This is a genomic window from Xanthomonas citri pv. citri (genome assembly GCF_000961215.1).
In the GTDB taxonomy this organism is placed as follows: domain Bacteria; phylum Pseudomonadota; class Gammaproteobacteria; order Xanthomonadales; family Xanthomonadaceae; genus Xanthomonas; species Xanthomonas cissicola.
The window spans coordinates 4615351-4639627 of record NZ_CP008998.1; the positions used below are offsets into that span (position 1 = coordinate 4615351).

A 24277-nucleotide genomic window follows, 5' to 3' on the forward strand; every position below is an offset into this window, starting at 1 on the left:
TTGTTTATACCGGAACACCCCAAGCCATGAGCAGAGATCCATCCGTCATCGATGTACAGGCCGAAATCGCGCATTGGCAGGCGCGGCATGCCCAGGGCAACCTTGGCGCAGGCAAGTTCAGCGAGTTGTCCCCGGTGGTGAAAATGGCCTGCGATATCTATCTGCAAGCCCCGCGTTCGAGCGACCAGGAACGTCTGCGCCTGTTCCGTGACCGCCTGGAGCATCACTTCATCTCATCCAGCACGCAGTCCAACTACGAACAGTTGGCAACCGATTGCTGGCAGCGTTTGGGCGCACGCAATAGTTGAGTCCGCAGTACCCAGCAACACCCGTTTTTCATTGGAGATCGTCATGAAAACCCCGTATCAAGTGCAGCAGGAGCTGGAACGACTGGAGCGGTTGGTGCCGCACATCGTCAGCGACCAGGGCGACCGCGCGGAGGAAATCCTTGGCTTCCACGTCGCCAGTCTGTTGGGCAGCGCGCCGGCCAGCGAACACGCGTTGATTCGCGAACGCACCGCCCGCATGGCGCGTACCTGCCGCAGTGCGCAGGACGCCGTGCGCGCGCCCAAGGTGCCTGCCAGACCATTGGGCATGTCGCCCGTTGCCCAGCCGCAATGGGCCTGACCGACCTCCCCGGAGCCGCGTAGCGGCTCCTTTGTATTTCAACGTCGGCAATCGTCGACTCATTCCAGGATCTTCATGAAATTCACGCTTATCACCGCTTCGCTATTGGCCATGCTCTCTCTGACTGCCTGCGATCGCCCCGGCGGCGATGCGTCGCGCACTGCGCCAGCGGTGTCGCCCGAGCCGACGGCTGCGCCCGTCAGCGGCAACGGTGCGACCGAGTTGGCCAAGGGCGATAGCGCAGTGCTGGGCGTGCTGGCAGCGATCGACGACAACGAGATCGCACTCGCCAAGCAGGCCATCGCACAGGATCTGGGCGGTGCCACCGGCGAGTTCGCGCAGCAGATGCTGCACGACCACCAAGCCAACCTTGAAAAGACCAAGTCGCTTGGCGCAACGGAGAGCCCACGCGCACAGGCCATGCGCGCCAAGGGCAAGGCGGCAGTGGAAGCGCTGTCCAAGACGCTGACCTTGCCGGACGGCAAGGATGCGTACCGCAATGCATTCATGCGCAACATGGTCATCGACCATGGCGACACCATCAAGATCATCGATTCGGAACTGCTGCCCGCCGCCGAAAGCGCGCCGGTCAAACAGCATCTGGAAGAGACGCGCCGCGTGGTTTCGGCGCATTTCGAACGCGCCCACGCGGTGTCGTCGTCCAAGTAGGCGGCTGATCAAGCGCTCGCCCTGCAAACGCGCCGGCCAGTCCGGCGCGTTTGCGTTGGGTGGGCAGCACGCGCCGCTGTCGTCCAGGTAGCTGGGCCACGCCGCAAGCTGACGGCGCAGCGCACAGCCGCATGTCCGTGCCAGCTTCACCTCGCTTGGCGGGATCCTGGCCTATCGTGCCGCATCGATTCGGCCAGGAGCCCTGCATGCATCTGCTCATCACCGGCGGCACCGGCTTCATAGGACAGGCCTTGTGCCCGGCATTGCTGCAGGCCGGCCATCAGGTCAGCGTGCTGACCCGCGACCCGCACCGCGCCGCGCGCAGCCTGCCCAGCATCACCGCAGTACACACACTGGAGGGGGTCCAGGCCGATGCGGTCATCAACCTGGCTGGCGAGCCGCTGGCCGCCGGCCGCTGGACCGACGCCCGCAAGCAGCGCTTCCGCCAATCGCGCCTGGGCATCACGCGCCAATTGCAGGCCTGGATCGCGCAGCAGCCGGCCGCGCAACGCCCCTCGGTGCTGATTTCCGGCTCGGCGGTGGGCTACTACGGCGAACGTGGCGATACTGCGTTGACCGAAGCCGAGCCCGCCGGCGATGACTTCTCTGCGGTGCTGTGCCGCGACTGGGAAGCCGAAGCCAACACCATCGCCGCACTCGGCCCGCGGGTGAGCTGGGTGCGCACCGGGATCGTGCTGGATCGCGATGGCGGCGCGCTGGCCCGCATGCTGCCGGCATTCCGATTCGGCGGCGGTGGACCGTTCGGCGATGGCAGGCACTGGATGAGCTGGATCCACCGCGCCGATATGGTTGCGCTCTTGCTGTGGTTGCTGCAGCAAGGCCAGCCTGGCGCCTACAACGCGACGGCACCCAATCCGGTGACCAATGCCGACTTCGCACGCACGCTGGCCCAGGTGCTGCACCGCCCCGCCCTGTTGGCATTGCCGGGCGGTTTGCTGCGGCTGGGCTTCGGCGAGATGGCCAACCTGCTGCTGATCAGCCAGCGCGTGCTGCCGCAACGCGCGCTCGATGCCGGCTTCCGCTTTCAGTACCTCCACCTGGACGCTGCGCTGCGCGCCATTGTGCAGCGCTGAGCGGGCAGGGCCTGACCAAGCGGGGCCGAACGGCATGCATGGCCTGGCCTGCGTGCGGTTCGGCCATGCACTAATATTTGCCTAAGCTTCATCACCGACAGTGCCGCGGATCTCGGACTGGCCCTGCGCACGGCAGAACACCTATGCATCTGCTCCTCGTCGAAGACGACACCATGCTGGCCAACGCCATCTGCGACGGTGTGCGTCAGCAGTCATGGACCATCGATCATGTCGGTCATGCCAATGCCGCCAAGACGGTGCTGGTGGACCATCGCTACAGTGCGGTGTTGCTGGATATCGGCCTGCCGGGCGAGTCCGGGCTGAGCGTGATCCGTTTCATGCGCAGCCACTACGATGCCACCCCGGTAATCGCGCTGACCGCGCGTGGCCAGCTCACCGACCGCATCCGCGGTCTGGATGCCGGCGCCGACGATTATCTGGTCAAGCCGTTTCAGTTCGACGAGCTGATGGCGCGGCTGCGGGCGGTCACCCGGCGCAGCCAGGGCCGCGTGGTGCCCCTGCTCAGCCACGGCGACGTCTGTATGGATCCGAGCAGCCGCAAGGTCACCAAGGACGGCAAATGGGTGGCGCTGAGCGCACACGAATACCGCCTGCTGCTGGCGTTGATGGAACGTGCCGGACGCGTGGTCACCAAGGATCAGCTGGAAGAAGGCATCTATGGCGGCCCATCCGAAGGGGGCAGCAACATGATCGCGGTGTATGTGCACCAGTTGCGGCGCAAGCTGGGCGATGCGCTGATCTCCACCGTCTATGGCCAGGGCTACATGGTCGGAAAGACCCCGGAATGAAGTCGCTGCAGGCACGCATGCTGGCGGCGCTGGCCGCGATCGTTCTGCTGAGCTGGTCCACCTCTCTGTGGATCCTGGTCGCACTGGTCACCCAGGGTCATCACAGCGTGTTCGAGCAGGAACTCAACCTGCTCGGCGATCAACTGCTCGCCACCTTGCCCGACGCGCTCCAGCACCGCTTCGATACGCAGACAGAGCCGCCCGACGCGGCAACCACGCCGACCCCGATCGGCAACCCATCCTCGCGCATGAGCGTGAAGCAGACCCTGATCGCAGTGGTGCTCAACACCGTGCAATTGGGCATCCTGGGGCTATTGATGTGGTGGGCCGTGCGGACCTCGCTGGGGCCGCTGCGCGCCCTGTCCGGCGCCATCGCGCAACGCACCGGCCTGGATACCGAGCCGGTGCCGCTGGCACAGGCGCCCGACGAAATTCGCCCGCTGATCGCCTCGTTCAACACCTTGCTGGCGCGGGTGGAACAAGCCGTCCAGGCCGAACGCGATTTCGTCGCCGATGCCGCGCACGAACTGCGCACGCCGCTCTCGGCACTGCATGCCTACGCCGAGGTCGCATTGCGCGCGCCCACACTGGACGCCAAGGACGCCGCGCTGCGCCAACTGCTGGAAACCGCGCGTCGCAGTAACCGGCTGGCCGAACAATTGCTGGATCTGGCACGACTGGATGCCGGCATCAGTTCAGCCGCCTATCATCAAGTCGAAATGGGCGAGCTAATCTCGCATGTGCTGGACGAATTCAGCGTGCAGGCCAATACGCGCCAGATGCAGTTGCAGGTTGAGGCATCGCCCTGCCTGGTGCGTTGCGATGTGGATGCAGTGGGCATTCTGATCCGCAACCTGGTCGACAACGCCATCCGCTATGGCCGACTGCATGGCAAGGTGGAAGTGAGCTGCGGCTATTGTTTGCGCGCTGACGTCCTGCACCCCTTCTTGCAGGTCAGCGATGACGGCCCCGGCGTACCCGAAAGCGCGCAGGCCGCTATTTTCGAGCGGTTTTATCGCGTGCCCGGCAGCGCAGTACAGGGCAGTGGAATCGGGTTGTCGCTGGTCGCCGGCATTGCGCGCCTGCACGGAGCCACGATCGAAGCCGGCGACGGCAACGATGGACGCGGGCTGTGCGTACGCGTGGTGTTTGCCGGCGACCACCCCGCCAGCGCGGCCTGAATCTGCCTGCGCGGCAGTGCGAGGGCACTACGAAACGCGGCTGACCAAACGACTGCGCAACCACGGGATGGCGCGGCCAGTGCTCGGTGCGGCATGTACCAGCGGCGGCACGTGGAAGCCGCGAGTTCGCACCACGCACAGGCCCAGTGCGACCAACGCGATACGGCCTATCTGATGCGTACAGTGGGGCGCGCGAGCGCCATCCACACCCACCTGATCGCTGCTCGCTCTGTTTTGGTAGTCGCTCTCATGCGGACACCATTGCGTGGTGCACGGCGTATCGCGCTTTCGCCAAGGTGCGCAGTCTTCGAGGTGATCCAATAAGTTCCCAAACTCGTTTGCCTACAGTGCACTCACCGCACGCATCAAGGATGCCTGGTGATGCCTCACTCGATCCGTTCCACCCAACGCCTCCCCAGCGCGCTGTCGCTGCCGGTCGTGCAGCGCGCCGCCAACGACCCCGTCGCTGCGCATCCGCTGCCACTGCCTGTCGCGTCGGAATTTCGCTGCGGCTTCACCGGCACGCGTAACCGCGACATCTGGTGCGCGTTGCCGGATATCCGCAGCGCGCGCGACACCCGCCGCCTGCAACACTTGGCCAAGAGCGGCGTGTTGTTCGCCGCCGCAGCGGCCGTGTTCGGGCTAGCGGCTGCCAGCTTTCTGATGCACTGAGCATCAGGTCACGCCAGCGCGCTGCAACTGCATCCATCCGCCTCCCTCCTTCAGGTAGTTCCCCATGTCGGCTTGTTCATTCGTTCGATACTGCGCACTCGCCGTTGTCATCGTCGGCCTGATCGGCTGCGCCAGCACCCGCCCCATGCCCTATCGCCAATTGCCATCTTCGAGCTACCTGCGGCCGCACGATGGCAGCCGCGGCGACCGCATGCCGTACGCGTATCACGGCGACGTGGATTGGTCGCGATATCGCACCGCACTGATCGAGCCGGTGAGCATTTACCGCGGCCCCGATGCGCAATTCGAAGACGTGCCCGAGCAGGACAAACGCATGCTTGCCGAGCTCATGCAACGCGAGTTCGGCGAGGCAATCGGCGAGCGCTGGCAGCCCACCACCGCCATCGGGCCCGACACCTTGCGTGTGCGGCTCACCTTGACCGGCGCCAAACCCAGCAAGCGGGTGCTCGGCACCTTCATGAAGGTCGATATCGGCGGCGGCTCCTACAACGCCGTGCAGGCCGCGCGTGGCAGGGAAGGCGCATTCTCCGGCTCGGTCAGCTATGCGGTGGAAATCTTCGACGCGTCAAGCGATCGCTTGCTGGCGGCCTATGTCGAAAAGCAATACCCCAATGCAATGAACATCAAGGCCAGCCTCGGTGCTTATGACGCGGCCAAGGCCGGGATCGGCCTGGGTGCGAAACAGTTTGTCGATGGCATGCGCTAGGCCTTGCTCCTTTTACTGCGTGCGCGATGCCTGTGCGTATCGGAGTGCTCGCACGCGATACTTTCGGGCAGTCCTCTCGCGCAGTGCAGAGTCATCACCGTGTTGGGCGCTTTGTGCAGTGGCATTGCCTTCTTTTACCGGGCCATTGTTCTCCTCGTGGAGGAGAAGGTGCCCCGCGAGGATAGATGAGGCTCCCTGACAAGCCTCGTCTGGTTGGTGTGGATTGGTGGCAAAGCCTCGTATTGTTCGATAACACGTATGGCGTCGCTCCGTACCCTCAGCCCAATCCCTGTCCCGCAGGAGAGGGGCGTTAGTCAAAGCCGCTGCAACAAAAAAGCCGACGCCGTGAAAACAGCGCCGGCTTTTTCGACATTGCACATGGTTCATGGCACATGGCGCGTGCGCTGCACGCGTCTCACGCTAAGCGGCCCAGGCAACTCACCCTGCGCCGCAGCGTGACAACCTCAACGCGTGACGCGCTTTGCCGCTTTCTTGCCCACTGCCTTGCGCGCGGCGGTGGTCTTTGCCACGGCACGCGTGGCCGGGGTCTTGGTCACCTTGGCGGCTTTCTTCAACGCGGTCTTGGTCACGGCCTTCTTGAGCGGGGCCTTCTTCACTGCGGCCTGCCTGGTCGCGGTTTGCTTGGCGACCGGCGCCTTCTTGGCTGCAGGCTTGACCAACGTCTTCTTCGCTGCCGCCGGCTTGGCTGCTGCCTTCTTGGCTGCCTTCTTCGCCGCCGTGCGCGCGTTCACCGTTGCAACGGCGGTCTTGCGTGCGGCGCGCTTGGCGGCGGTCTTGGCATTCAGTGCGGCCGCTTCGGCCCTGGCATTGGCCTTGGCGGTTTCCAGCTTGCGCCTGGTATTGGCCTTGGTGTCTGTGAGCTTCTGCTTGGCCGCGGCGCTGGTGCTGCTCAACTTCTGCTTGGCGGCCTGCGTGGTCGAGGTCAACGTTTGCTTGGCCACGTCCTTGGTGGCGGTGAGCTTCTGCTTGGCGGCCTCCTTGGTGGCGACCAGCTTGTCCTTGGCAGCGTCCTTGGTGGCCGCCAGCGAGCGCTTGGTCTTGGCCACGCTGCGTTTCACTGCGCTGGCCGCAGTGCCGGCGTTCCTGGCCACGTTCTTTTCGACCTTGACCACCGCCTTGCGCGCTTTGGCCACCTGCGTCTTGACCTCTTCCACCGCCGTGCCTGCAGCCTCCTGCACGCTGGCAACCGCCTCGCTGGCGGTGCTGGCGATGGTCTCGGTCAACTCGGTGGCGGTGCTTTTTACGCTATCGACGGCGTCGGACAGGGTTGCCGTTACACCATTGCCGTTGCTCATAGACCCTCCTTAAGGGCGTCAGTGCGGGAAACTTAGGCGATGCGCGACGGCACGCAACATGCTGAACAGGCATCGGATCAAGCGGACGCTACGCCCGGCCTGCCGGGCTGTCAACGCAATCAGGGCAAGGGATGTGCGGCACTTTCACCGGCAGTTAAATTGCATGCGGGCACTCTCGTTCAGCTTGATTTACGTAGTCAGACGCCCTATTCCTCATCCACCGCGTAACCCGGAATCCGTTCCATGCGACCGCTGCCTACCCTGCTGACTCTTTCGCTGGCCGCTGCCTTCGGCGGCTTTGCCGCCACCGGCATCAACGCCTGGCTCGACAATCGCGCCGAAGCCACACCCCCCAGCAACGCCGCCTTTACCCTGCCGACGGCCGCCGCATTGCCGGCGGCGGTGGCCGGCCAACCTGTGCCGTCGCTGGCGCCGATGCTGCAGCAGGCCATGCCCGCGGTGGTGAGCGTGAACACCAAACAGGTGGTGCGCGTCCGCAACCCGTTCTTCAACGACCCGATCCTGCGCCGGCTGTTTCCGCAGGTGCCGCAGGACCGCATCAACGAGTCGCTGGGTTCGGGCGTGATCATCGATGCGCAAAAAGGGTATGTGCTGACCAATCACCACGTCATCGAAAACGCCGACGACGTGCAGGTGACGCTCGGCGACGGACGCACGGTCAAGGCCGAGTTCATCGGCTCCGATGCCGATACCGATATTGCGCTGATCCGCATCAAGGCCGACAACCTCACCGATATCAAACTGGCCGACAGCAACGCGCTACGCGTGGGCGATTTTGTGGTGGCCATCGGCAACCCGTTCGGCTTCACCCAGACCGTCACCTCCGGCATCGTCTCGGCAGTGGGGCGCAGCGGGATTCGCGGCTTGGGCTACCAGAACTTCATCCAGACCGATGCCTCGATCAACCCCGGCAACTCGGGCGGCGCGCTGGTCAACCTGCAAGGCCAGTTGGTTGGCATCAACACCGCCAGCTTCAATCCGCAGGGCAGCATGGCCGGCAATATCGGCCTGGGGCTGGCGATTCCGTCCAACCTGGCGCGCAATGTCGTCGAGCAATTGGTGACCAAGGGCGTGGTGGTGCGCGGCACGCTCGGCCTGGAGACCCAGAACCTCACCCAACAGATGCTGCAGGGCCTGGGGGTGGATTCGTTGCGCGGCGCATTGGTGACACGGGTGTTGCCGGGCTCCGCAGCGGCGGCGGCAGGCGTGCAACCGGGCGATGTCGTGGTGGCGGCCAACGACCAGCGCGTGGACAGCGCCGAAGCGCTGCACAACTACGAAGGCCTGCAGGCGGTTGGCAGTGCGGTGACCCTGGATATCCGTCGCGATGGCAAGCCGCTCAAACTCAAGGCCACGCTGAGAGAGCAGGACCGCGCCATCACCGGCGACATGCTGGACCCGCGTCTGACCGGCGCGACCTTCGTCGATCTCCCCGAATCGCTGCGTCAGTCGGGCATCACCGGGGTGATGGTGAGCGAGGTCAAACGCGGCGGTCGCGCTGCCGCCAACGGCCTGGTCGCCGGCGATGTGATCGTGGCCAGCAGCGTGGGCGAGTTCGCCGACCTTGCCAGCTGGCGGGCCAATTTCCAACGTAAACCGCAGCAGCTTGTCGTGCGTATCCTGCGTGGCAACGCGCAGTACGACGCGCTGATGCGTTGACGCACTGTGTACCGAAAGTTGGTTGCACTAACGCCTCCTACACCCCCCCGGTGCTATTGCTACCGCTCGACCGCACGTGAGTGGCGGCTGCCATCAATGACCGAAGGAGATATCGCATGAGCCCCACCAATACCGATCAGCTGAAGGAAAACCTGAGCGAAGCCGGCACCCATCTGAAGTCGGCCGCAAACGCCGCCGGCGAAGCCGTCAGGGGTGCGACCAGCGCCGCCGGCGATGAGCTCAAGCTCGGTCGCGCCAACGTCAAGGCCGAACTGTCCGACACCGCGCTGGCCGGCATGGCCGCTGCCGAGTTCGGCGGTGCCGCTGCCAAGGAGCAGATCGACGTCCTGGTTGCCAAGGGCAACGATCTGCTGGAAAGCGCCACCGATCTGATCCGCGAGCGTCCGCTGGCCGCCTTCGGCGTTGCCTTCGCCGCTGGCTGGGTCATTGCCAAGCTGGCACGCAGCAACGACAACTAAGTCGTGAGCGATCAGGCCTCTCCCGCTGCCGGAACCGACGCGCCAGACGCGCGCGCGCAAACGCCAGGACTGGACGAAAGCGTACGTGCGGTCGGCGCCGCCGGCCGTGCCACGCTGGGCTCGGCCAAGGACACCAGTCGCGCCTTGCGCCGGCTGGTGTCGGCTGATCTGCAACTGGCACGCAGCGCATTCGGGCGAGGCCTGGCCTGGGCCTGCGTGGCCGTGGTGTTCGGTGCCTCGTCATGGTTATTGCTGGCTGGCGCCATCATCGCCCTGCTGCAGCGTGCCGGGCTGTCGTGGTTCCAGGCGATGTTTTTCACTGCGTTGGCGAGTCTGTTGGTGACCGGCATTGCGGCATGGCGTGTGTTCTTCTACTTCGACCATACCGGCATGAATGCAACGCGCCGTCAGCTCATCAAGCTTGGGATTTTCGATGACCCCGGCAAAGACGATGAGGCGGCGACCTCTGCCAGTGGAGCACGTCCATGAAATTTGGAACCTTGCGTCAACGCGTCGAACGCGCCGAATATCTGGTCGAAGGACGTGCCCAAGAAACGCGCCTGCATTGGAGCGAACTCCGCCAGACCTGGCGTGCCGGGTGGTCCCCACTGCGCATTATGACGGTGGGCTTCGGGCTGGGGTTTGTCACCGGCCGTAATGAACCGCAAGCGGCATTGGGGAGCATCGCCAGCAAGCTTGGCGGTATTCCCAAGCTTCTGCAGATGATCAGCACCATCTCCGCGCTGTTCACCGCGCACCGTGCGCAGGAAGCTTCCGAGCAGGCCGAACGTGCTGCAGACAATGCCGAGGAAGTGGCAGCCGACCCGCCGGTGACCGTGGTGCAGGTCCCGGCCGATCGCGCCGATCGCGCCGCCTGAGCGCGGAGGATATTCACGGCGGCCAGCGCTCTGCCAGGCCGCTGTCGTTGGCGACCGCACATTGGCCTGTGCAAGTCATCGACGCACCGGAGCAACCGAGAATCCGTACCACGGCCGGACGAACATGTTCGGCTCCGGCGCAGCACGCACGTACTACGCTTGGGATTGGTCGAAGGAATGACTGCACCACGAACCCGCGGATATGGGCGTCTGCGCCTTCCATTTCTGCAGATGACTGCTCGCCGCGGTTGCTGGCCGATAGCAGCTCTGACATGCGGAGATCGCGCGCCACATGTGGCGACTTAGCTTCGCCGATCGCTGCAATGTCTGGCGGCCATTCGCGCAACATGCGTGCCATCGCGGTTGGCAGCTTGCGGCATCATCGTGGGGCAGTGGCAATCTCACATCGACGACCGACACTGCGCACCGCGACCTGCACAAGGGCACATGCGGCCGAGTTCGCCAGACTAGCCTTCGCTCGCTGACATTCCGCCCACAGGCCCTGTGCGCGCCGTTGACGCATTGCGCCGATAATGGCGCACCGCTGGCAGCACGCCAGTCTGCTGCCAGGGCGCGCATGTCTCTTCCCGTCGACTCACCGGATGCCGCCACCGCGGCAGATTCGCTTCCGCCCGCACCGGCGCCCCGCCCACGCGCGCCGGCCTCGCTGGTGGTGCTGGCCACGCTCGCCGTTGGTTACACGCTATGGGCGGCGCAGACGATCATCCTGCCGATCATGCTGGCCGCGTTTTTCGCGCTGATCGGCAACCCCATCCTGCGGGGTCTGCGCAAGCTGTATATCCCGCGGTTTCTCGGTGCCTTGCTCATCCTGTGCCTTGGCCTGGCCGGTACCGTCACGCTGGCCGCGCAATTGGCCGGCCCTGCCGCCGAATGGGTACAACAGGCACCACGGCAGATGCGCCAGATTGCGCGCGATGTGCGCGATCTGACCAAGCCGGTGATGCAAGCCAACCAGGCAGCGGAAAATTTTGCACGCGCGGCCGGTGGCGAAGGCCAGCGCGGCGTGCAGATCGTGCGCACGCAGATGGACGACCCTTACAAGGCACTGGTCCGCACCCCAAAGCTGGCGGCCTCGGTGCTGGCGGTAGTGCTGCTGACGTTCTTCTTCATGGTGTATGGCGAAAGCCTGCAGCGGCATGCGATCGCCTTGCTACCGAACCGTCAGCAGCAACGGTTCACCACCGAGATCATGCTGGACATCGAACGCGAGGTCTCGCGCTACGTGCTCACCATCAGCGTGATCAACACGCTGGTCGGGCTGGTGTTTGCCGGTATTTTGTATGTCCTGCAGATTCCGCTGCCCGAAGCGATCCTATGGGGGACGGTGGTCGCATTGCTGAATTTCGCACCGTATGTCGGCCCGTTGATCGGCGTGATGCTGATGCTGCTGATGGGCTTTGTGGAATTCCGCACCACCTTGTCCTCGCTGCTGCCGGCGATCCTGTACCTGGCCCTGCACACCATCGAAGGCCAGGTGGTGACACCGATCGTGCTGGGCCGACGCATGGCGATCTCACCGCTGATGCTGATCCTGGCGCTGATGCTGTTCGGCTGGCTGTGGGGCATGGTCGGCCTGCTGCTGGCGGTGCCGTTGCTGGTCTGCATCAAGATGGTGTTGAGCCGGGTGGACGGGATGCAGCGCTGGGCCCGGCTACTGGAGTAGCCGCGAATGGGGAATCGGGAGTTGGGAATCGCAACAGCAGAGGCGCCGCTCTACCCATTCTCGATTCCCGACTCTCCATCCCCGGCATTACAATCAGGCGATGAGCTTCCACATCCGCGCCATCACCCTCGACCTCGACGATACGTTGTGGCCCTTTGCGCCGATCGGGGCGCGGATCGATCAGGTGCTGTACGACTGGATGCGCGAGCACAGCCCGCTCACTGCCGAGCGCTTTCCGGTGGAGGCGATGCGCGAGCTGCGTGAGCGCAGCTTTGTCGACAACCCGCACCTGCATCACGACCTCAGCGCGCTGCGCCGGTTGACGTTGGAAATGGCGTTGCGCGAGAGCGGCGGCGATCTGGCGTTGCTGGAGCCGGCCTACGAGGTGTTCTATGCGGCGCGTAACCAGGTGGAATGCTACCCGGATGCGCTCGACGCGCTGGCGCGCATTGCCGCCCATGTGCCGGTGGCCGCGCTCAGCAACGGCAATGCCGATCTGCAGCGCATCGGGCTGATGCACCACTTCGCGTTTCAATTGGGCTCGCGCGAACACGGCAGCGCAAAGCCCGACCCGAGCATCTTCCTGGCCGCGTGCGCCCGGCTCGAGGTGCCTCCCGCGCAGGTGCTGCATGTGGGCGACCACGTGCGCATGGACGTGCTGGGCGCACTGGATGCCGGCCTGCGCGCTTGCTGGATCAATCGCGAAGGCGCGGTGTGGTCGCACCCCACCCAGCAGCCGGATCTGCAATTCGACAGCATGACCGGGCTGGCCGATTGGCTGGACGCGCAGCAGCCGCATCCGGGCCCTATGAACGCCGGCATCACCCTTCCCGCCTGAGCCACTGCGCGCGGCGCTGCACTTGAGGATTTCCATGTCCCATCTCACCGGTTTCATCGATCCCAACGCCGCAGCCTTGCCGCTGTATGTGCTCGACCGCGAAGGCTTTACGCGCTGGTGCGCGGAGCAGCCCACCCGCGTGCTGTCGTGGGCGCAGGCCCAGCGTTTCGATGCCGCGCCGGGCAGCGTGCTGTTGTTGCCGGGCGACAACGGGCTGGCCGGGGCGATCCTGGGTATCGGCGACCGGGCCGATGCCTACGCCTACGCGCATGCGCCGATGGCCTTACCGCCGGCCACCCGCTGGATGCTGGCCAACCCGCTGAGCGATGCCGAGCAGGCGTTGCTGCATCTGGGCTGGGGATTGGGCGCCTATCGCTTTTCGCGTTATCGCAAGGTGCCGCGCGCGCCGGCCGAACTGGCTGCAACGCCATCGGCACAGACGCGTACGCTGATCGAGGCGTGCCTGCAGGTACGCGACTGGGTCAACACGCCCACCGAAGACATGGGCCCGCAGCATCTGGAAGAGGCCACACGCACGCTGGGACAGGCGCATGGCGCACAGGTCGATGCGATCGTCGGCGACGCGTTGCTGGCGCAGAACTTCCCCACCATCCATGCCGTGGGGCGCGCCTCGCATCGCGCGCCGCGACTGATCCAGTTGCAATGGGGCGACACGGCGCATCCGCATCTGGTGCTGGTCGGCAAGGGCGTGTGCTTCGACACCGGCGGGCTGGATCTGAAGCCGGCCGATGGCATGCGCAACATGAAAAAGGACATGGGCGGCGCGGCGCATGCCTTGGCGCTGGCCGGATTGGTGATGGCGCAGCAGTTGCCGGTGCGGCTGACGCTGCTGATTGCGGCAGTGGAGAACGCGGTGGGCCCGGATGCATTCCGCCCTGGCGAAGTGATCACCACCCGCGCCGGCGTGTCGGTGGAAGTGGACAACACCGATGCAGAAGGGCGCCTGGTGCTGTGCGATGCGCTGAGCTATGCGACCGAGCAGCACCCGGATCTGATCCTGGATTTCGCCACGCTCACCGGCGCGGCACGCATCGCGCTGGGCCCGGACCTGCCGGCGCTCTTCGCCAACGACGATGCGCTGGCGCAGGCCTGGATCAGTGCCGGCGAACTGACCCGCGACCCGGTGTGGCGCATGCCGCTCTGGCGCCCTTACCTGCGTTATCTCAATAGCCATGTGGCCGACATGGCCAACGCCGGCTCGCGCATGGCCGGCGCCGTCACCGCCGCGCTGTATCTGGAACGCTTCGTGGCACCCGGACAGCCGTGGGCGCATCTGGACGTCTACGCCTGGAACGACAGCGACCGCCCTGGCCGCCCTGCCGGCGGCGAAGCGCTGGCAGTGCGCTCGGCGTTCGCGATGCTGCAGCAACGCTACGGCGGTTGAGCGCGGCGAGCGCTGCTGTCAGTCTGAGGCGAGCACAACTCGCCTTCAGCTGCGCTGGTCATCCCTGGCGACGCAACAACGGCGCGATCGTGCGCATGCGTGTCTGCGTTTCCGGGCCGACCAATGCAAATGCGGTGTCGCCTTCTGCCCAGTACTGCGCCAACAGCCGACCATCGCGGCGCTCGCCGGTCGGCATCGGTCCGCTGCGTGGACGCAGATACAGACCGATGCGTGCGCCGCCGGCATCGCTATATACCAGCATCGCGGCCGCGCCTTCCGATGTGGAAAGCAGTTGCCCACCGCGTAACGTATAACCCTGCGCACGCAGATCCGGCACGACGCCTGCGTTGCCGAAATGCGTGCGCAACCACGGTTCCAGTTCGGCGCGGCGCTGCACGTCCAACGCAATGCCCTGATGCGCGTCGGCATCGGCGAACAGGCGGTACGCGGCCACTGCATCGGCCATCGGCACGCGTTGGCTGGCGATCCGGCTCGCATGCAGCTGCCAACCCAACCCGGTACCCAGGCCAAGTGCCAGCACGCAACTGGCGGCCACGGCAAACACGGCACGACGGCGCTGTTGCAGGCCACGGCGAATCGTCGCAGGCGTGAATGCAACAGCGCTCATCTCCGGCATCAGGCCGGCGTGTGCGGCACGCAGCGCTTCGGCATCGCGCTTCCAGCCGGCTACGCGTGCAGCGTGAGCGGGATGCGCCTGTAGCCAGGCTGCCACTGCTGCATGTTGCTCCGGCGCCAGGCGGCCATCGACGTATGCGTGCAGCGCGTGTTCGTCGGGCGGTATGGCGGTCATTTCAGGATCCTCAATGCAGGTGCGTGTTTCACCTGGCCTTCGTTCACGGCACGCAGGCGTTCGCGCGCACGCGACAGGCGCGACATCACGGTGCCGATCGGGATGCCAAGGGTGTCGGCCACTTCGCGATAACTGAAACCCTCCACGCTGACCAAGAGCAGCAACGCGCGTTGTTCGGCCGGCAATGATGCAAGGCTGGCCAGCATGGCACGGCCGTCGTGCACCTGCTCAGCGGACGCGGATTGGCTGGGCTGCTGCGGCGCGAACAGGCCCACGACCCGCTGCCAGCGCGCGGCACGCCGCTGCCCATCCAGAAACTGCCGGTACAGGATGGCGAACAGCCAGGGCTGCAGGGCTTCAGCGGTATGCCGGGTGCGCCACCGCCGCAGCGCGCGCTCCAGTGTGGCTTGCACCAGATCGTCGGCGCTGGCGGGCTCGCCGCTCAGCGAGCGCGCAAAGCGGCGCAGTGCCGGCAGCACGGCGCGCAGTTGGTCATCGTCCAAAGCATCCATTGGCGGGCGTGGTAGTGACATCACACGGTAGACGCACTGGAGCGTGGATTATTCCCGCGATCGGTGCGTGCCACCGTCGTTGGTGGACGAGGGAATAACGCGGCCCGCATGTCGTCTCACTCATCTCAACCACTCACAGTATCGACCACCGGAGCCAGCCATGACGTTGCCACCTCCTTCGCCCCCGCGCGCACGCAGCCCCGTGCTGCCCTTGTTGGGGATTGCCGCCATTGCCGGCGGCATTGCGCTGGCGTTTGCCTGGACGGCCGGCTGGATCGGTGGCGACCGGCTCACTGCCGCACGTATGACCGACACCATCGAATCCAGCGGGCCGCCGCATCCGGGCTTCCGCCGCGCGCATACCAAGGGCGTGTGCGTGAGCGGGCAATTCCAGTCCAGCGGCAAGGCCACCTGGCTGTCGTCGGCACGCATCTTCAGCCAGCCCAGCACGCCGGTGCTGGGGCGCATGTCGATCGGCGGCGGCGATCCGCACGGGCCCGACGGGCAGGCGCGCGTGCGCAGCATGGCGCTGCTGTTGCGCAGCGACGATGGGCAGGAATGGCGCACGGCGATGAACAGTTTTCCGTTCTTCGTGGTCGCCACGCCGGCCGGCTTTCAGGCACTCAACGTGGCCTCCAGGCCGGACCCGGCCACCGGCAAGCCGGACCCCGAAAAACTGGCGGCGTTCGGCAAGCAGTATCCGGAAGCGGCCAAGTTCCAGCAGTGGGCCAAGACCGCGCCGTGGTCGGACAGCTGGGCCAATACGCAGTACAACGGCGTCAATGCGTTCCGCGCGATTGCCGCCGATGGGCGCGAACGCTACATCCGCTGGTCGATGCGCCCGCATACGCCATTCAAGGAATTGAACGCCGAACAACGCAAGCAGGCCGATGGCGATTTCCTCGCCACCGACCTGGACGCGCGGCTGGCGCAGGGGCCGTTGCGTTGGGACATGGTGCTGACCATTGCCGAGCCCGGCGATGCGGTGGATGACCCGTCGCAGCCGTGGCCGGACAGCCGCAAGCAGATCGTGGCCGGTACGCTCTCGATCGAGCGTGCGCAGCCGCAGGCCACCGGCCCGTGTCGCGATCTCAATTACGACCCGTTGATCTTGCCCAAGGGTCTGGCCGCATCGAATGACCCGATACTGGCGGCGCGCTCGTCGGTGTATTCGCAATCGTTCAATCGCCGCGAACACGAGATCGCCAATGGCACGGGCAGCGCCGCCACCGGCCAGGGAGCACGCCAATGAGCCGCCGCACCCACTTCAATCTGCCGGCGCGCGTGCTGCATTGGCTGATGGCCGCGATGATCCTGACCATGCTGTTCGTCGGTGTCGGCATGGTAGCCTCGGTGACGCAGCGGCCGTGGCTGATCGATCTGCATCGCCCGCTGGGCATCGCGATCCTGATCCTGGCGATGCTGCGCTTGATCAACCGTTTGCGCAATCGGCCGCCGCCGCTGCCGGCCGACCTGCCGGCATGGCAGAAGGCCGCGGCGATCGCCTCGCACTGGCTGCTGTATGCGTTGATGCTGGGCATGCCGTTGATCGGCTGGGCGATGTTGTCGGCCGGCGGCTACCCGATCGTGCTGTGGCCGGGCGCGAACCTGCCGCCGATCGCACCGCACGACCCTGCGCTGTACGCCTGGCTGCGCAGCGCGCACGGTTGGCTGGCGTATCTGTTATTTGCCACCGTGTTGGGGCATCTGAGCGCGGCGTTGTTCCATGCCTGGGTGCGCCGCGACGGGGTGTTTTCCAGCATGGCGCGTGGGGAGCGGTCTGCGCGGTGATGGGTGGGTGTTGGCACCCTCTCCCGCCGGGACATTGTCCTCCTTTACGGGGGAGAAGGTGCCCCGCAGGGGCGGATGAGGGTGCGGGCAAAGCATCGGGTTAACCGCCATCTGGAGTGGCGTTGCCCCGTAGCCTCACCCCAACCCATCTCCCGGCAGGAGAGGGGCTTTGAGTTTCCTTCTCCCCTCGGGAGAAGGTGCCCCGCAGGGGCGGATGAGGGTGCGGACGAAACATCGGGTTAACTGCCGTCTGGAGTGGCTTTGCCTCATACCCTCACCCCTCTCCCGAGGGGGAGGGCTAGTGCTGGCGTTTTGTTTTGGCCGCTGGCGCAGATGATTCGATGCCCTTGCCGGTGGCGGCCCAATAGATCCCACCGTACAAATGCTCCAGGTAGCGTGGGTCGTTATAGGCTTCGGCCAGATGGCCTAGTGCAGTGGCGAAGACGCGGCCACCTTCGAAATGGTGGTACCACGCCACCGGGTGCTGTTTGCCCATGCCCTTGGCGACCTGGCCCGGCCAGATCAGGGTGGGGTCGTAACTGCGTTCGTCGACGGTGAGCAGCGTGACCAGATCGTCGCCGTAGGGCGGATCGTATTCGTACCATTCGTCGCTCCACACCCAGCGCTTGGGCAGGCCGGCAGTGGCCGGGAAATTGGCGTCGGCCACATCCACCATCGCCGTTTGCATGTAAGGGTGCGTGCGGAACGAGCGGCCGATCATGTGGTCGTACCACTCCCAGTCCCCGCGTTTGATCGCAAAGGCCTTGTGCACCGCGACCACGCCGCCGCCGTTACGCACGTATTTTTGAAAGTTGGCCCGCTGCGTCGGGTCCAGATCGGTGGCCGGCGTATTGAGCAATACGATGGCCGCGTATTGCGACAGGTCGCCATCGAACGCCTTGGCGTTCCACGCCCATACCATCTCGACATAATGTTTGCGCGCCATCGCTTCGAATTGCGGCTTGGCCACGGGGATATAGTCGTGGTGATACTGGTTGGGAATGGCAGCCACCAATATCTTGTATTGCTCGGCGGATGCGTTGAAGGCGCACACCAGCAGCAGGCCCGACAGCCACAGACATTTCATGCATCGCTCGCCGTGTTTTCGATGCTGTGCAGTGTACCTGCGCGCGGCTGGCATGCTTTGGCCGGCATTTGGAATCGCTGTGGATCGCTTGCCGATGTAACGGATGCCACCGCTTCAGTGGCTGCAGCCTGGTGCGATCGCATCGCTTCTGCGAGCAACGCCGCACCCGGCAACGCAAGGCCCACGCGCGCAGACGCGATCCGTCGAACGGTCGCGCTACAACCAGCCCTTCTGTCGCGCCAGGCGATAGGCTTCGATGCGATTGGCCACGCCCAGTTTGCCGATGCATTCGGACAAGTAATTGCGCACCGTGCCGTGCGAGAGCTGCAACTGTTGGGCAATCTCGCTGGCGGAGCGGCCTTCGCCAGCCAGGCGCAGCACGGTTCGTTCGCGTTCGCTCAAGGGGTCTGCTTCCACCCACGCATCGATGGCCAGCTGCGGGTCGATCACTCGCCCGCCGCGATGCACCTGCCGCAACGCATCGACCAGTTGTTCGGCGGGCGCATCCTTGAGCAGATACCCAGCCACGCCGGCATCCAGCGCACGGCGCAAAAATCCCGGACGCGCGAACGTGGTGACGATCATGACCCGTACCGGCAGCGCCTGCCGCTGGATCCGCTGCGCCAGTTCCAGCCCGGTCAGGCCGGGCATCTCGATATCGGTGACCAGCACGTCCGGCTGCAGGCGCTGCAGCTCGCGCCATGCGCTTTCGCCATCGCCGGCGCTGCCGACCACCGCGATATCGTCCTCCAGCCCGAGCAAGGCCACCAGCGCGCCACGCAGCAAGGCTTGGTCTTCGGCCAACAACACCCGGATCATCGGTCGCGCTCGTATGCATGCAACGGTTGCGCACGATAACAGCGCCGACGCATGCCGTGCACTTGGCAGCGCAAGCAGGGCGCGTTAAAGCGACTGCGGCATCACCGGCGGCGACGGCGTTGCGGCAACGACCGCAGGCCGCGGCAACGGCAGACTGGCGCGCAATCGCATGCCGCGTGGCAAGGCCTGCACATCCAACGCGCCACCCAGGCTGTGCAGGCGTGCGCGCATGCCGTCCAGGCCGTTGCCAGGCACGATCACGCCACCGCGGCCGTCATCGGTGATCTCCAGCACCGCCTGCTCGCCGTGCGCGTGCAGCTGCACACGCACGCGTTTTGCCTGGGCGTGGCGCTGCACATTGGTGGCCGCCTCGCGCACGACCAACGCAAGCGCGGTTTCGTGCTCGGGCGGCAACGCCAGTGGCTCCAGGTGTTGCTCCAGCGCAATGCCGTCCAGGTCCAGCAGCACGCGCGCCGATGCCAGTTCGGCAACCAGGCCGGCAGCACGGATGCCGGTGACCGCGCGTCGTACCTGTGCCAGCGCCTCGCGCGAGACCTGCGCCACCGCATCGATCTCGTTGCGTGCGGCCTGCGGGTCGCGCTCGATCAGGCGCGCGGCCAGATCGGATTTGAGCGCCACCAGCGACAAGGTGTGGCCAAGCAGATCGTGCAGGTCGCGGCCGATGCGCTCGCGTTCGGCGGTGGCCGCCAGCCGACGGACTTCGTCCTGCGACAGGCGCAGCAACGCGTCCTTGCGTTCGTTGATGCTGTACACCGCGCCCACGGCCGCCATGCCCAGCACCGTCACCGGCATCCACACCAGCGCCTGCATGCTCAACCCGAGCCAGCGCGCCCAGCTCAGGTACAAGGCGTTCATCAGCAGCAACATCGCAAAGTGCCGCCACAACGCATGCCGCGTAGAGGGGCGCAAGGTCAGGCAGGCGAAGACGAAATAGCTGAGCCCCGCCGAGTACACCGGCAGCAAGGCAGCACTCAGCGCCGCCATCGCCCAGGCGTAGCGGTACAAGGTGCCGCGCGGCGCCAGCAACATGCGTGCGTAGAGCAGCACAAACACCGGATAAGACGCCAGCGTGCACAACAGCCAGGTGCTGTCGTAGCCACGCGCAGAAAACGCCGGCACTACGAACACCCAGGCCGACCAAAACAGGTGCACGCTATCCATCCACGGCGATTGCCCCTGCGCCAGCCGCGCGGCAACCTGCGAACTGGCGGCGGGACGAAGCCATGCGGGAAACCGGAGGCGCATCAGCGAAGATCCGTGTGGGTGAGCGGATTCTGCCACTGCCGGGCCCGTCTGCGTGCCGCTGCGTGCGGGACGATAGGGGTGAGCGGCCTCATGCATGCCCCTGGTGACTGCTGCGATGCGATCGCCCACCGAGGCTGCAATTCGCCTGCGCAGGCGCAAGCCAGACACGCGCGGTTCGCATATGCAAGGAAAGCATGCCGGTCACGGGTTGCCGAGGAGCCTCCAGCATGGCCGCCCGCAGCATTGGCGCACTAGTCGCCGATGTCATGATTTGCAGATGACAGCTGTCACTGGTGAGCGCGCCGCGCTGACCGCATGCTGCGCACCATCTGGCGGTGGCATCGGCGCATCGACCGTTCGTCGCCCCAGCGCAGTTGGTGACTTCCGGCAGCTTGCGGCGTCGCCCGCAGACCGTCACATTTCGCGCAGCCTTCCGTCCTGGTCATCGATGAACACTTCCGCCGATCTGCTCAAGCAACTCCGCATCGACCGCCAGCGCTCCGCCACGCCGCCGCCCGCCCGCCGTACCGGCTGGATCCTCGCCGCAGTGATCGTCGTCATCGTATTGGCCGCCGCCGCGTGGTGGTTCACGCGCCGCCCGATGGTGAAGGTGCAGACCGCGCCGGTGGTGGCGATCAGCGCCGGCAGCAGCAGCGCATCGGTGCTGGACGCCTCCGGCTATGTGGTGGCACGACGCATGGCAACGGTGTCGGCGCAGGTCACCGGCAAGGTGCGCGAGGTGATGATCGAGGAAGGCATGCGCGTCGAACAAGGCCAGGTGATGGCCACGCTCGACCCGCTCGATGCCGATGCGCAGCGTAGTTTGTCGGCCTCGCAGTTGTCGGCCGCACGCAGCCAGGTCGACAACATGCAGGCGCAACTGGCGGTGGCCAATGCCGATGCCACGCGCCTGCAATCGTTGGTGGGTGCGCAGCTGGTGTCGCGTTCGCAATACGACCAGGCCATTGCGCAGCGCGATGCCTTGCGCGCGCAGCTGCAGAACGCCCAGCGCAACGTGCAGGTCGCCTCCGACCAGCTGGCCATTGCCGGTATCCGCTCGGACTTCAATGTGGTGCGCGCGCCGTTTGCCGGCGTGGTGACGGCCAAAGCAGCGCAGCCTGGCGAAATCGTCTCGCCGTTGTCGGCCGGTGGCGGCTTCACCCGCACCGGTATCGGCACCATCGTGGACATGGAATCGCTGGAAATCGAGGTGGAAGTGGGTGAGTCCTACATCGGCCGCGTGCAACCCAAGATGCCGGTGGAAGCGGTGCTCAATGCCTACCCGGAGTGGAAGATCCCAGGCGAGGTCATCGCCATCATCCCCACCGCAGACCGCGGCAAGGCCACGGTGAAAGTGCGCGTGGCGCTCAAGGTCAAGGACCCGCGCATCGTGCCGGAAATGGGTGTGCGGGTCAGCTTTCTGGAGCAGGCCAAACCGCAGCAGGCAGCCAGGCCGCAAGGCGTGCGCATCCCGGCCACCGCACTGGTGGAGCGCGACACGCGCACGGTCGCGTTCGTGGTCGGCGAGCACAACACCGTCAGCGCGCATGCCGTCACCACCGGGATGGTGATGGGCGAAGACAGGCAGGTGCTCTCCGGCCTGGCCGCGGGCGACAGCGTGGTACTGGATCCGCCGCAAGCCTTGAAGGATGGCGACAAGGTGACCGAAGCAGAGCCGAACGCGACCGAGTAACGCACACCCAAAGACAGCGCACGCAGCAACCGCTCAACGGGCACGGAAAAGGGCGTTGATGGAAACGGCAGCGGTGCAGGCGCCTGATCCGCGCGGCGACAGACGCCGTTGAAATCCAGTCACGCGGTGGCGACTGTGTGCTTGCGCATCTGCGGTTGCGATGTTCGTCAACATTTTCAGCCAATGTCGCCGCACGCACGTTTCAGGCATCGGCAACGTGCGCCGTACATGGGCCGTCACAGCAGTCGATGCCTTGCCTGCACCCGCCACATCGCTTCATCGCATTTCAGCTCGCCGTGTCACTGCAGTGCCGCATCACATCCGCAGTCGCTCTGCGCACTGCTTCATCTCTTCCATCGCACCGCCAGGAGTTGCCATGTCCGCTCTCGTCAGTTTGCGCAACATCACCAAGACCTACCAACGCGGGCCCGAGCAGGTGCAGGTGCTGCACGGCATCGATCTGGAGATCGCCAGCGGCGACTTCGTTGCGTTGATGGGCCCGTCCGGGTCGGGCAAGACCACCTTGCTCAACCTGATCGGCGGGCTGGACAACCCCAGCGGGGGTGAGATCGAGATCGAAGGCGAGCGCATCGACCGCATGAGCGGCGGTCAGCTGGCGACCTGGCGCAGTCACCACGTCGGTTTCGTGTTCCAATTTTACAACCTGATGCCGATGCTCACCGCGCAGAAGAACGTGGAGCTGCCGTTGCTGCTCACCTCGCTCAATGCCGCTCAACGCAAGCGCAATGCCGAGATCGCATTGACCCTGGTCGGCCTGCAGGAGCGCCGCAACCACAAGCCCAGCGAATTGTCTGGCGGACAGCAGCAACGCGTGGCGATTGCGCGCGCAATCGTCTCTGATCCCACCTTCCTGATCTGCGACGAGCCCACCGGCGATCTGGACCGCCACAACGCCGAAGAAATCCTGCGCCTGCTGCAGGAGCTCAACCGCGAACACGGCAAGACCATCGTGATGGTCACCCACGACCCCAAGGCCGCCGAATACGCCACCCACACCATCCATCTGGACAAGGGCGAGCTGGCCGACGCGCCGCTTGCACTGTAAGGGAGCGCTGCCATGAAGTATCTCTCGCTGGTATGGGCGCAATTGTTCCGCAGCAAGACCCGCACCTTGCTGACCTTGCTCTCGGTGGTCGCGGCGTTTTTATTGTTCGGCATGCTCGATTCGGTGCGCGTGGCCTTCACCTCCGGTGGCAGCGTCAGCGGCGTGGACCGGCTGGTGGTGGCATCGCGCCTGTCGATCACCCAATCGTTGCCGATCACTCTGGAAAACCAGATCCGCAGCGTGCCGGGCGTGCGCGATGTGACCTCGGCAATGTGGTTCGGCGGCATCTACCGCGACCCGAAGAACTTCTTCCCGAATTTTTCGGTGGCGCCCAATTTCTTCGATGTGTACAGCGAATATCAGTTGCCCAAGGATCAGCTCAAGGCCTTCCAGAGCACACGCACCGGCGCGATCGTCGGTGAAAGCCTGGCCAAGGAAAATGGCTGGAAGATCGGCGACACCATCCCGCTGCAGGCCACCATCTTTCCGCGCGGCGGCAGCAACGACTGGCCGCTGCAACTGGTCGGCATCTTCCGCATGAAAGACCGCACGGTGGCCGCCAACCAGGAACGCCAGTTGATGATGAACTGGAAGTACTTCGACGAGTCCAACGACTACATCAAAAGCAGGGTGAGTTGGTACACGGTGACGCTGCGCAATGCCGACCAGGCATCGCGCGTGGCGCAGGCCATCGATGCGTTGTCGGCCAACTCCGACCATGAAACCAAGTCGCAGACCGAGTCGGCGTTCCAGCAGGCCTTCGTCAAACAGTTCGCCGATATCGGCCTGATCGTCACCTCGATCATGGCCGCGGTGTTTTTCACCTTGCTGTTGCTGACCGGCAACACCATGGCGCAGGCCGTGCGCGAGCGGATTCCGGAGCTGGCCACGCTCAAGACGCTGGGCTTTCAGGACCACACCGTGCTGAGCCTGGTGATGGTGGAGTCGATGTTGCTGATCGGCCTGGGCGGTTTGATCGGCATGGGGCTGGCGGCGCTGGTGATCCCGGCGGTCGCCGCGCGCAGCGGTGGCCTGATGCCGACCCAGGGCGTGCCGCTGCAGACTTGGTTGGTCGCGGTCGGGCTGATGGCCGGTATCGGCATCGTGGTGGGTGTGCTGCCGGCATTACGCGCGCAGCGCTTGAAGATCGTCGATGCACTCGCCGGCCGCTGA

26 protein-coding genes and 1 other RNA gene are annotated in these 24277 nt (G+C 65.4%); 21 read left to right on the top strand and 6 right to left on the bottom strand.

Annotation, left to right across the window (positions count from 1 at the left end; all coding sequences use genetic code 11):
- Positions 1-26 precede the first annotated feature (26 nt).
- The 9 genes from AMD14_RS20320 to AMD14_RS20355 all read left to right on the top strand — a co-directional run bounded on the left by AMD14_RS20320 (position 27) and on the right by AMD14_RS20355 (position 5779).
- Entirely contained in the window at positions 27-308 is a 282-nt protein-coding gene (locus AMD14_RS20320) for a hypothetical protein (protein ID WP_003486531.1), read from the top strand.
- A 43-nt stretch (positions 309-351) separates the two neighbouring features.
- Entirely contained in the window at positions 352-627 is a 276-nt protein-coding gene (locus tag AMD14_RS20325; RefSeq protein ID WP_003486532.1) for a hypothetical protein, read from the top strand.
- Positions 628-702: 75 nt separating this feature from the next.
- Entirely contained in the window at positions 703-1296 is a 594-nt protein-coding gene (locus AMD14_RS20330) for a DUF4142 domain-containing protein (protein WP_011052643.1), read from the top strand.
- A gap of 206 nt (positions 1297-1502) precedes the next feature.
- Positions 1503-2390 (top strand): TIGR01777 family oxidoreductase, encoded by an 888-nt coding sequence (locus AMD14_RS20335; RefSeq protein ID WP_011052644.1) that lies wholly within the window; start codon positions 1503-1505, stop codon positions 2388-2390.
- 143 nt (positions 2391-2533) lie between these two features.
- Entirely contained in the window at positions 2534-3199 is a 666-nt protein-coding gene (locus tag AMD14_RS20340; protein WP_005914362.1) for a response regulator transcription factor, read from the top strand.
- On the top strand, positions 3196-4380 hold the full coding sequence (locus AMD14_RS20345; RefSeq protein WP_003486539.1) for a sensor histidine kinase: 1185 nt from the start codon (positions 3196-3198) through the stop codon (positions 4378-4380). Before AMD14_RS20340 ends, AMD14_RS20345 begins: the two co-directional genes overlap by 4 nt.
- A gap of 174 nt (positions 4381-4554) precedes the next feature.
- A non-coding RNA gene (locus AMD14_RS24190) (sX9 sRNA) lies at positions 4555-4623 on the top strand.
- A gap of 138 nt (positions 4624-4761) precedes the next feature.
- On the top strand, positions 4762-5052 hold the full coding sequence (locus AMD14_RS20350) for a hypothetical protein (RefSeq protein ID WP_005914358.1): 291 nt from the start codon (positions 4762-4764) through the stop codon (positions 5050-5052).
- A gap of 64 nt (positions 5053-5116) precedes the next feature.
- Positions 5117-5779, top strand: coding sequence for a DUF3313 domain-containing protein (locus AMD14_RS20355; protein ID WP_015471467.1), 663 nt, complete (start codon positions 5117-5119; stop codon positions 5777-5779).
- A gap of 464 nt (positions 5780-6243) precedes the next feature.
- On the opposite strand, the gene AMD14_RS20360 is transcribed toward AMD14_RS20355, so the two are convergent.
- Entirely contained in the window at positions 6244-7095 is an 852-nt protein-coding gene (locus AMD14_RS20360) for a histidine biosynthesis protein HisIE (protein WP_011052649.1), read from the bottom strand.
- A 243-nt stretch (positions 7096-7338) separates the two neighbouring features.
- On the opposite strand from AMD14_RS20360, the gene AMD14_RS20365 reads away from it, so the two are divergent.
- The 7 genes from AMD14_RS20365 to AMD14_RS20395 all read left to right on the top strand — a co-directional run bounded on the left by AMD14_RS20365 (position 7339) and on the right by AMD14_RS20395 (position 14059).
- A complete protein-coding gene (locus AMD14_RS20365) occupies positions 7339-8775 on the top strand; it encodes a Do family serine endopeptidase (protein ID WP_011052650.1) in 1437 nt (478 codons plus the stop codon).
- Positions 8776-8891: 116 nt separating this feature from the next.
- Entirely contained in the window at positions 8892-9254 is a 363-nt protein-coding gene (locus AMD14_RS20370; protein WP_011052651.1) for a hypothetical protein, read from the top strand.
- A 3-nt stretch (positions 9255-9257) separates the two neighbouring features.
- Entirely contained in the window at positions 9258-9743 is a 486-nt protein-coding gene (locus AMD14_RS20375) for a hypothetical protein (protein ID WP_005922431.1), read from the top strand.
- Positions 9740-10132: a hypothetical protein gene (locus AMD14_RS20380; RefSeq protein ID WP_011052652.1), complete on the top strand. Its 393-nt coding sequence runs from the start codon at positions 9740-9742 to the stop codon at positions 10130-10132. The genes AMD14_RS20375 and AMD14_RS20380 overlap by 4 nt, the downstream gene beginning before the upstream one ends.
- A 577-nt stretch (positions 10133-10709) precedes the next feature.
- Positions 10710-11816, top strand: a complete 1107-nt coding sequence (locus AMD14_RS20385; protein ID WP_003486556.1) for an AI-2E family transporter — start codon at positions 10710-10712, stop codon at positions 11814-11816.
- A 100-nt stretch (positions 11817-11916) separates the two neighbouring features.
- A complete protein-coding gene (locus AMD14_RS20390) occupies positions 11917-12654 on the top strand; it encodes an HAD family hydrolase (protein ID WP_011052655.1) in 738 nt (245 codons plus the stop codon).
- Positions 12655-12688: 34 nt separating this feature from the next.
- Entirely contained in the window at positions 12689-14059 is a 1371-nt protein-coding gene (locus tag AMD14_RS20395; protein WP_015463697.1) for a leucyl aminopeptidase family protein, read from the top strand.
- 58 nt (positions 14060-14117) lie between these two features.
- On the opposite strand, the gene AMD14_RS20400 is transcribed toward AMD14_RS20395, so the two are convergent.
- Both AMD14_RS20400 and AMD14_RS20405 read right to left on the bottom strand, forming a co-directional pair.
- Entirely contained in the window at positions 14118-14870 is a 753-nt protein-coding gene (locus AMD14_RS20400) for an anti-sigma factor family protein (protein WP_011052657.1), read from the bottom strand.
- Complete coding sequence (locus AMD14_RS20405; protein ID WP_011052658.1) at positions 14867-15382, bottom strand: RNA polymerase sigma factor; 516 nt, start codon at positions 15380-15382, stop codon at positions 14867-14869. The genes AMD14_RS20400 and AMD14_RS20405 overlap by 4 nt, the downstream gene beginning before the upstream one ends.
- Positions 15383-15542: 160 nt before the next feature.
- On the opposite strand from AMD14_RS20405, the gene AMD14_RS20410 reads away from it, so the two are divergent.
- Both AMD14_RS20410 and AMD14_RS20415 read left to right on the top strand, forming a co-directional pair.
- A complete protein-coding gene (locus AMD14_RS20410; RefSeq protein WP_011052659.1) occupies positions 15543-16634 on the top strand; it encodes a catalase family peroxidase in 1092 nt (363 codons plus the stop codon).
- On the top strand, positions 16631-17173 hold the full coding sequence (locus AMD14_RS20415; RefSeq protein ID WP_011052660.1) for a cytochrome b: 543 nt from the start codon (positions 16631-16633) through the stop codon (positions 17171-17173). The genes AMD14_RS20410 and AMD14_RS20415 overlap by 4 nt, the downstream gene beginning before the upstream one ends.
- Before the next feature lie 298 nt (positions 17174-17471).
- Here the strand turns inward: AMD14_RS20415 and AMD14_RS20420 are convergent, their stop codons facing one another.
- The 3 genes from AMD14_RS20420 to AMD14_RS20430 all read right to left on the bottom strand — a co-directional run bounded on the left by AMD14_RS20420 (position 17472) and on the right by AMD14_RS20430 (position 20345).
- Entirely contained in the window at positions 17472-18260 is a 789-nt protein-coding gene (locus AMD14_RS20420; protein ID WP_015463698.1) for a ThuA domain-containing protein, read from the bottom strand.
- A 216-nt stretch (positions 18261-18476) separates the two neighbouring features.
- On the bottom strand, positions 18477-19079 hold the full coding sequence (locus AMD14_RS20425) for a response regulator transcription factor (RefSeq protein WP_003486570.1): 603 nt from the start codon (positions 19077-19079) through the stop codon (positions 18477-18479).
- Between the two features lie 84 nt (positions 19080-19163).
- Positions 19164-20345 carry a sensor histidine kinase gene (locus tag AMD14_RS20430; protein ID WP_015463699.1) on the bottom strand — a complete coding sequence of 394 codons (1182 nt, stop codon included), beginning with the start codon at positions 20343-20345 and terminating at the stop codon, positions 19164-19166.
- 448 nt (positions 20346-20793) lie between these two features.
- On the opposite strand from AMD14_RS20430, the gene AMD14_RS20435 reads away from it, so the two are divergent.
- The 3 genes from AMD14_RS20435 to AMD14_RS20445 all read left to right on the top strand — a co-directional run bounded on the left by AMD14_RS20435 (position 20794) and on the right by AMD14_RS20445 (position 24277).
- Positions 20794-22038, top strand: coding sequence for an efflux RND transporter periplasmic adaptor subunit (locus AMD14_RS20435; protein ID WP_015463700.1), 1245 nt, complete (start codon positions 20794-20796; stop codon positions 22036-22038).
- Positions 22039-22414: 376 nt separating this feature from the next.
- A complete protein-coding gene (locus AMD14_RS20440; RefSeq protein ID WP_005914341.1) occupies positions 22415-23104 on the top strand; it encodes an ABC transporter ATP-binding protein in 690 nt (229 codons plus the stop codon).
- Positions 23105-23116: 12 nt separating this feature from the next.
- Entirely contained in the window at positions 23117-24277 is a 1161-nt protein-coding gene (locus AMD14_RS20445; RefSeq protein WP_011052664.1) for an ABC transporter permease, read from the top strand.

Bases quoted from the DNA above. Each gene is read 5' to 3' on its own strand.
- AMD14_RS20420 (WP_015463698.1), bottom strand. From the start codon at position 18,260: ATGAAATGTCTGTGGCTGTCGGGCCTGCTGCTGGTGTGCGCCTTCAAC.
- AMD14_RS20430 (WP_015463699.1), bottom strand. From the start codon at position 20,345: ATGCGCCTCCGGTTTCCCGCATGGCTTCGTCCCGCCGCCAGTTCGCAG.
- AMD14_RS20415 (WP_011052660.1), top strand. From the start codon at position 16,631: ATGAGCCGCCGCACCCACTTCAATCTGCCGGCGCGCGTGCTGCATTGG.
- AMD14_RS20440 (WP_005914341.1), top strand. From the start codon at position 22,415: ATGTCCGCTCTCGTCAGTTTGCGCAACATCACCAAGACCTACCAACGC.
- AMD14_RS20400 (WP_011052657.1), bottom strand. From the start codon at position 14,870: ATGACCGCCATACCGCCCGACGAACACGCGCTGCACGCATACGTCGAT.
- AMD14_RS20350 (WP_005914358.1), top strand. From the start codon at position 4,762: ATGCCTCACTCGATCCGTTCCACCCAACGCCTCCCCAGCGCGCTGTCG.
- AMD14_RS20385 (WP_003486556.1), top strand. From the start codon at position 10,710: ATGTCTCTTCCCGTCGACTCACCGGATGCCGCCACCGCGGCAGATTCG.
- AMD14_RS20445 (WP_011052664.1), top strand. From the start codon at position 23,117: ATGAAGTATCTCTCGCTGGTATGGGCGCAATTGTTCCGCAGCAAGACC.
- AMD14_RS20320 (WP_003486531.1), top strand. From the start codon at position 27: ATGAGCAGAGATCCATCCGTCATCGATGTACAGGCCGAAATCGCGCAT.
- AMD14_RS20380 (WP_011052652.1), top strand. From the start codon at position 9,740: ATGAAATTTGGAACCTTGCGTCAACGCGTCGAACGCGCCGAATATCTG.
- AMD14_RS20330 (WP_011052643.1), top strand. From the start codon at position 703: ATGAAATTCACGCTTATCACCGCTTCGCTATTGGCCATGCTCTCTCTG.
- AMD14_RS20365 (WP_011052650.1), top strand. From the start codon at position 7,339: ATGCGACCGCTGCCTACCCTGCTGACTCTTTCGCTGGCCGCTGCCTTC.
- AMD14_RS20355 (WP_015471467.1), top strand. From the start codon at position 5,117: ATGTCGGCTTGTTCATTCGTTCGATACTGCGCACTCGCCGTTGTCATC.
- AMD14_RS20435 (WP_015463700.1), top strand. From the start codon at position 20,794: ATGAACACTTCCGCCGATCTGCTCAAGCAACTCCGCATCGACCGCCAG.
- AMD14_RS20395 (WP_015463697.1), top strand. From the start codon at position 12,689: ATGTCCCATCTCACCGGTTTCATCGATCCCAACGCCGCAGCCTTGCCG.
- AMD14_RS20345 (WP_003486539.1), top strand. From the start codon at position 3,196: ATGAAGTCGCTGCAGGCACGCATGCTGGCGGCGCTGGCCGCGATCGTT.
- AMD14_RS20335 (WP_011052644.1), top strand. From the start codon at position 1,503: ATGCATCTGCTCATCACCGGCGGCACCGGCTTCATAGGACAGGCCTTG.
- AMD14_RS20405 (WP_011052658.1), bottom strand. From the start codon at position 15,382: ATGGATGCTTTGGACGATGACCAACTGCGCGCCGTGCTGCCGGCACTG.
- AMD14_RS20370 (WP_011052651.1), top strand. From the start codon at position 8,892: ATGAGCCCCACCAATACCGATCAGCTGAAGGAAAACCTGAGCGAAGCC.
- AMD14_RS20390 (WP_011052655.1), top strand. From the start codon at position 11,917: ATGAGCTTCCACATCCGCGCCATCACCCTCGACCTCGACGATACGTTG.
- AMD14_RS20325 (WP_003486532.1), top strand. From the start codon at position 352: ATGAAAACCCCGTATCAAGTGCAGCAGGAGCTGGAACGACTGGAGCGG.
- AMD14_RS20425 (WP_003486570.1), bottom strand. From the start codon at position 19,079: ATGATCCGGGTGTTGTTGGCCGAAGACCAAGCCTTGCTGCGTGGCGCG.
- AMD14_RS20410 (WP_011052659.1), top strand. From the start codon at position 15,543: ATGACGTTGCCACCTCCTTCGCCCCCGCGCGCACGCAGCCCCGTGCTG.
- AMD14_RS20360 (WP_011052649.1), bottom strand. From the start codon at position 7,095: ATGAGCAACGGCAATGGTGTAACGGCAACCCTGTCCGACGCCGTCGAT.
- AMD14_RS20340 (WP_005914362.1), top strand. From the start codon at position 2,534: ATGCATCTGCTCCTCGTCGAAGACGACACCATGCTGGCCAACGCCATC.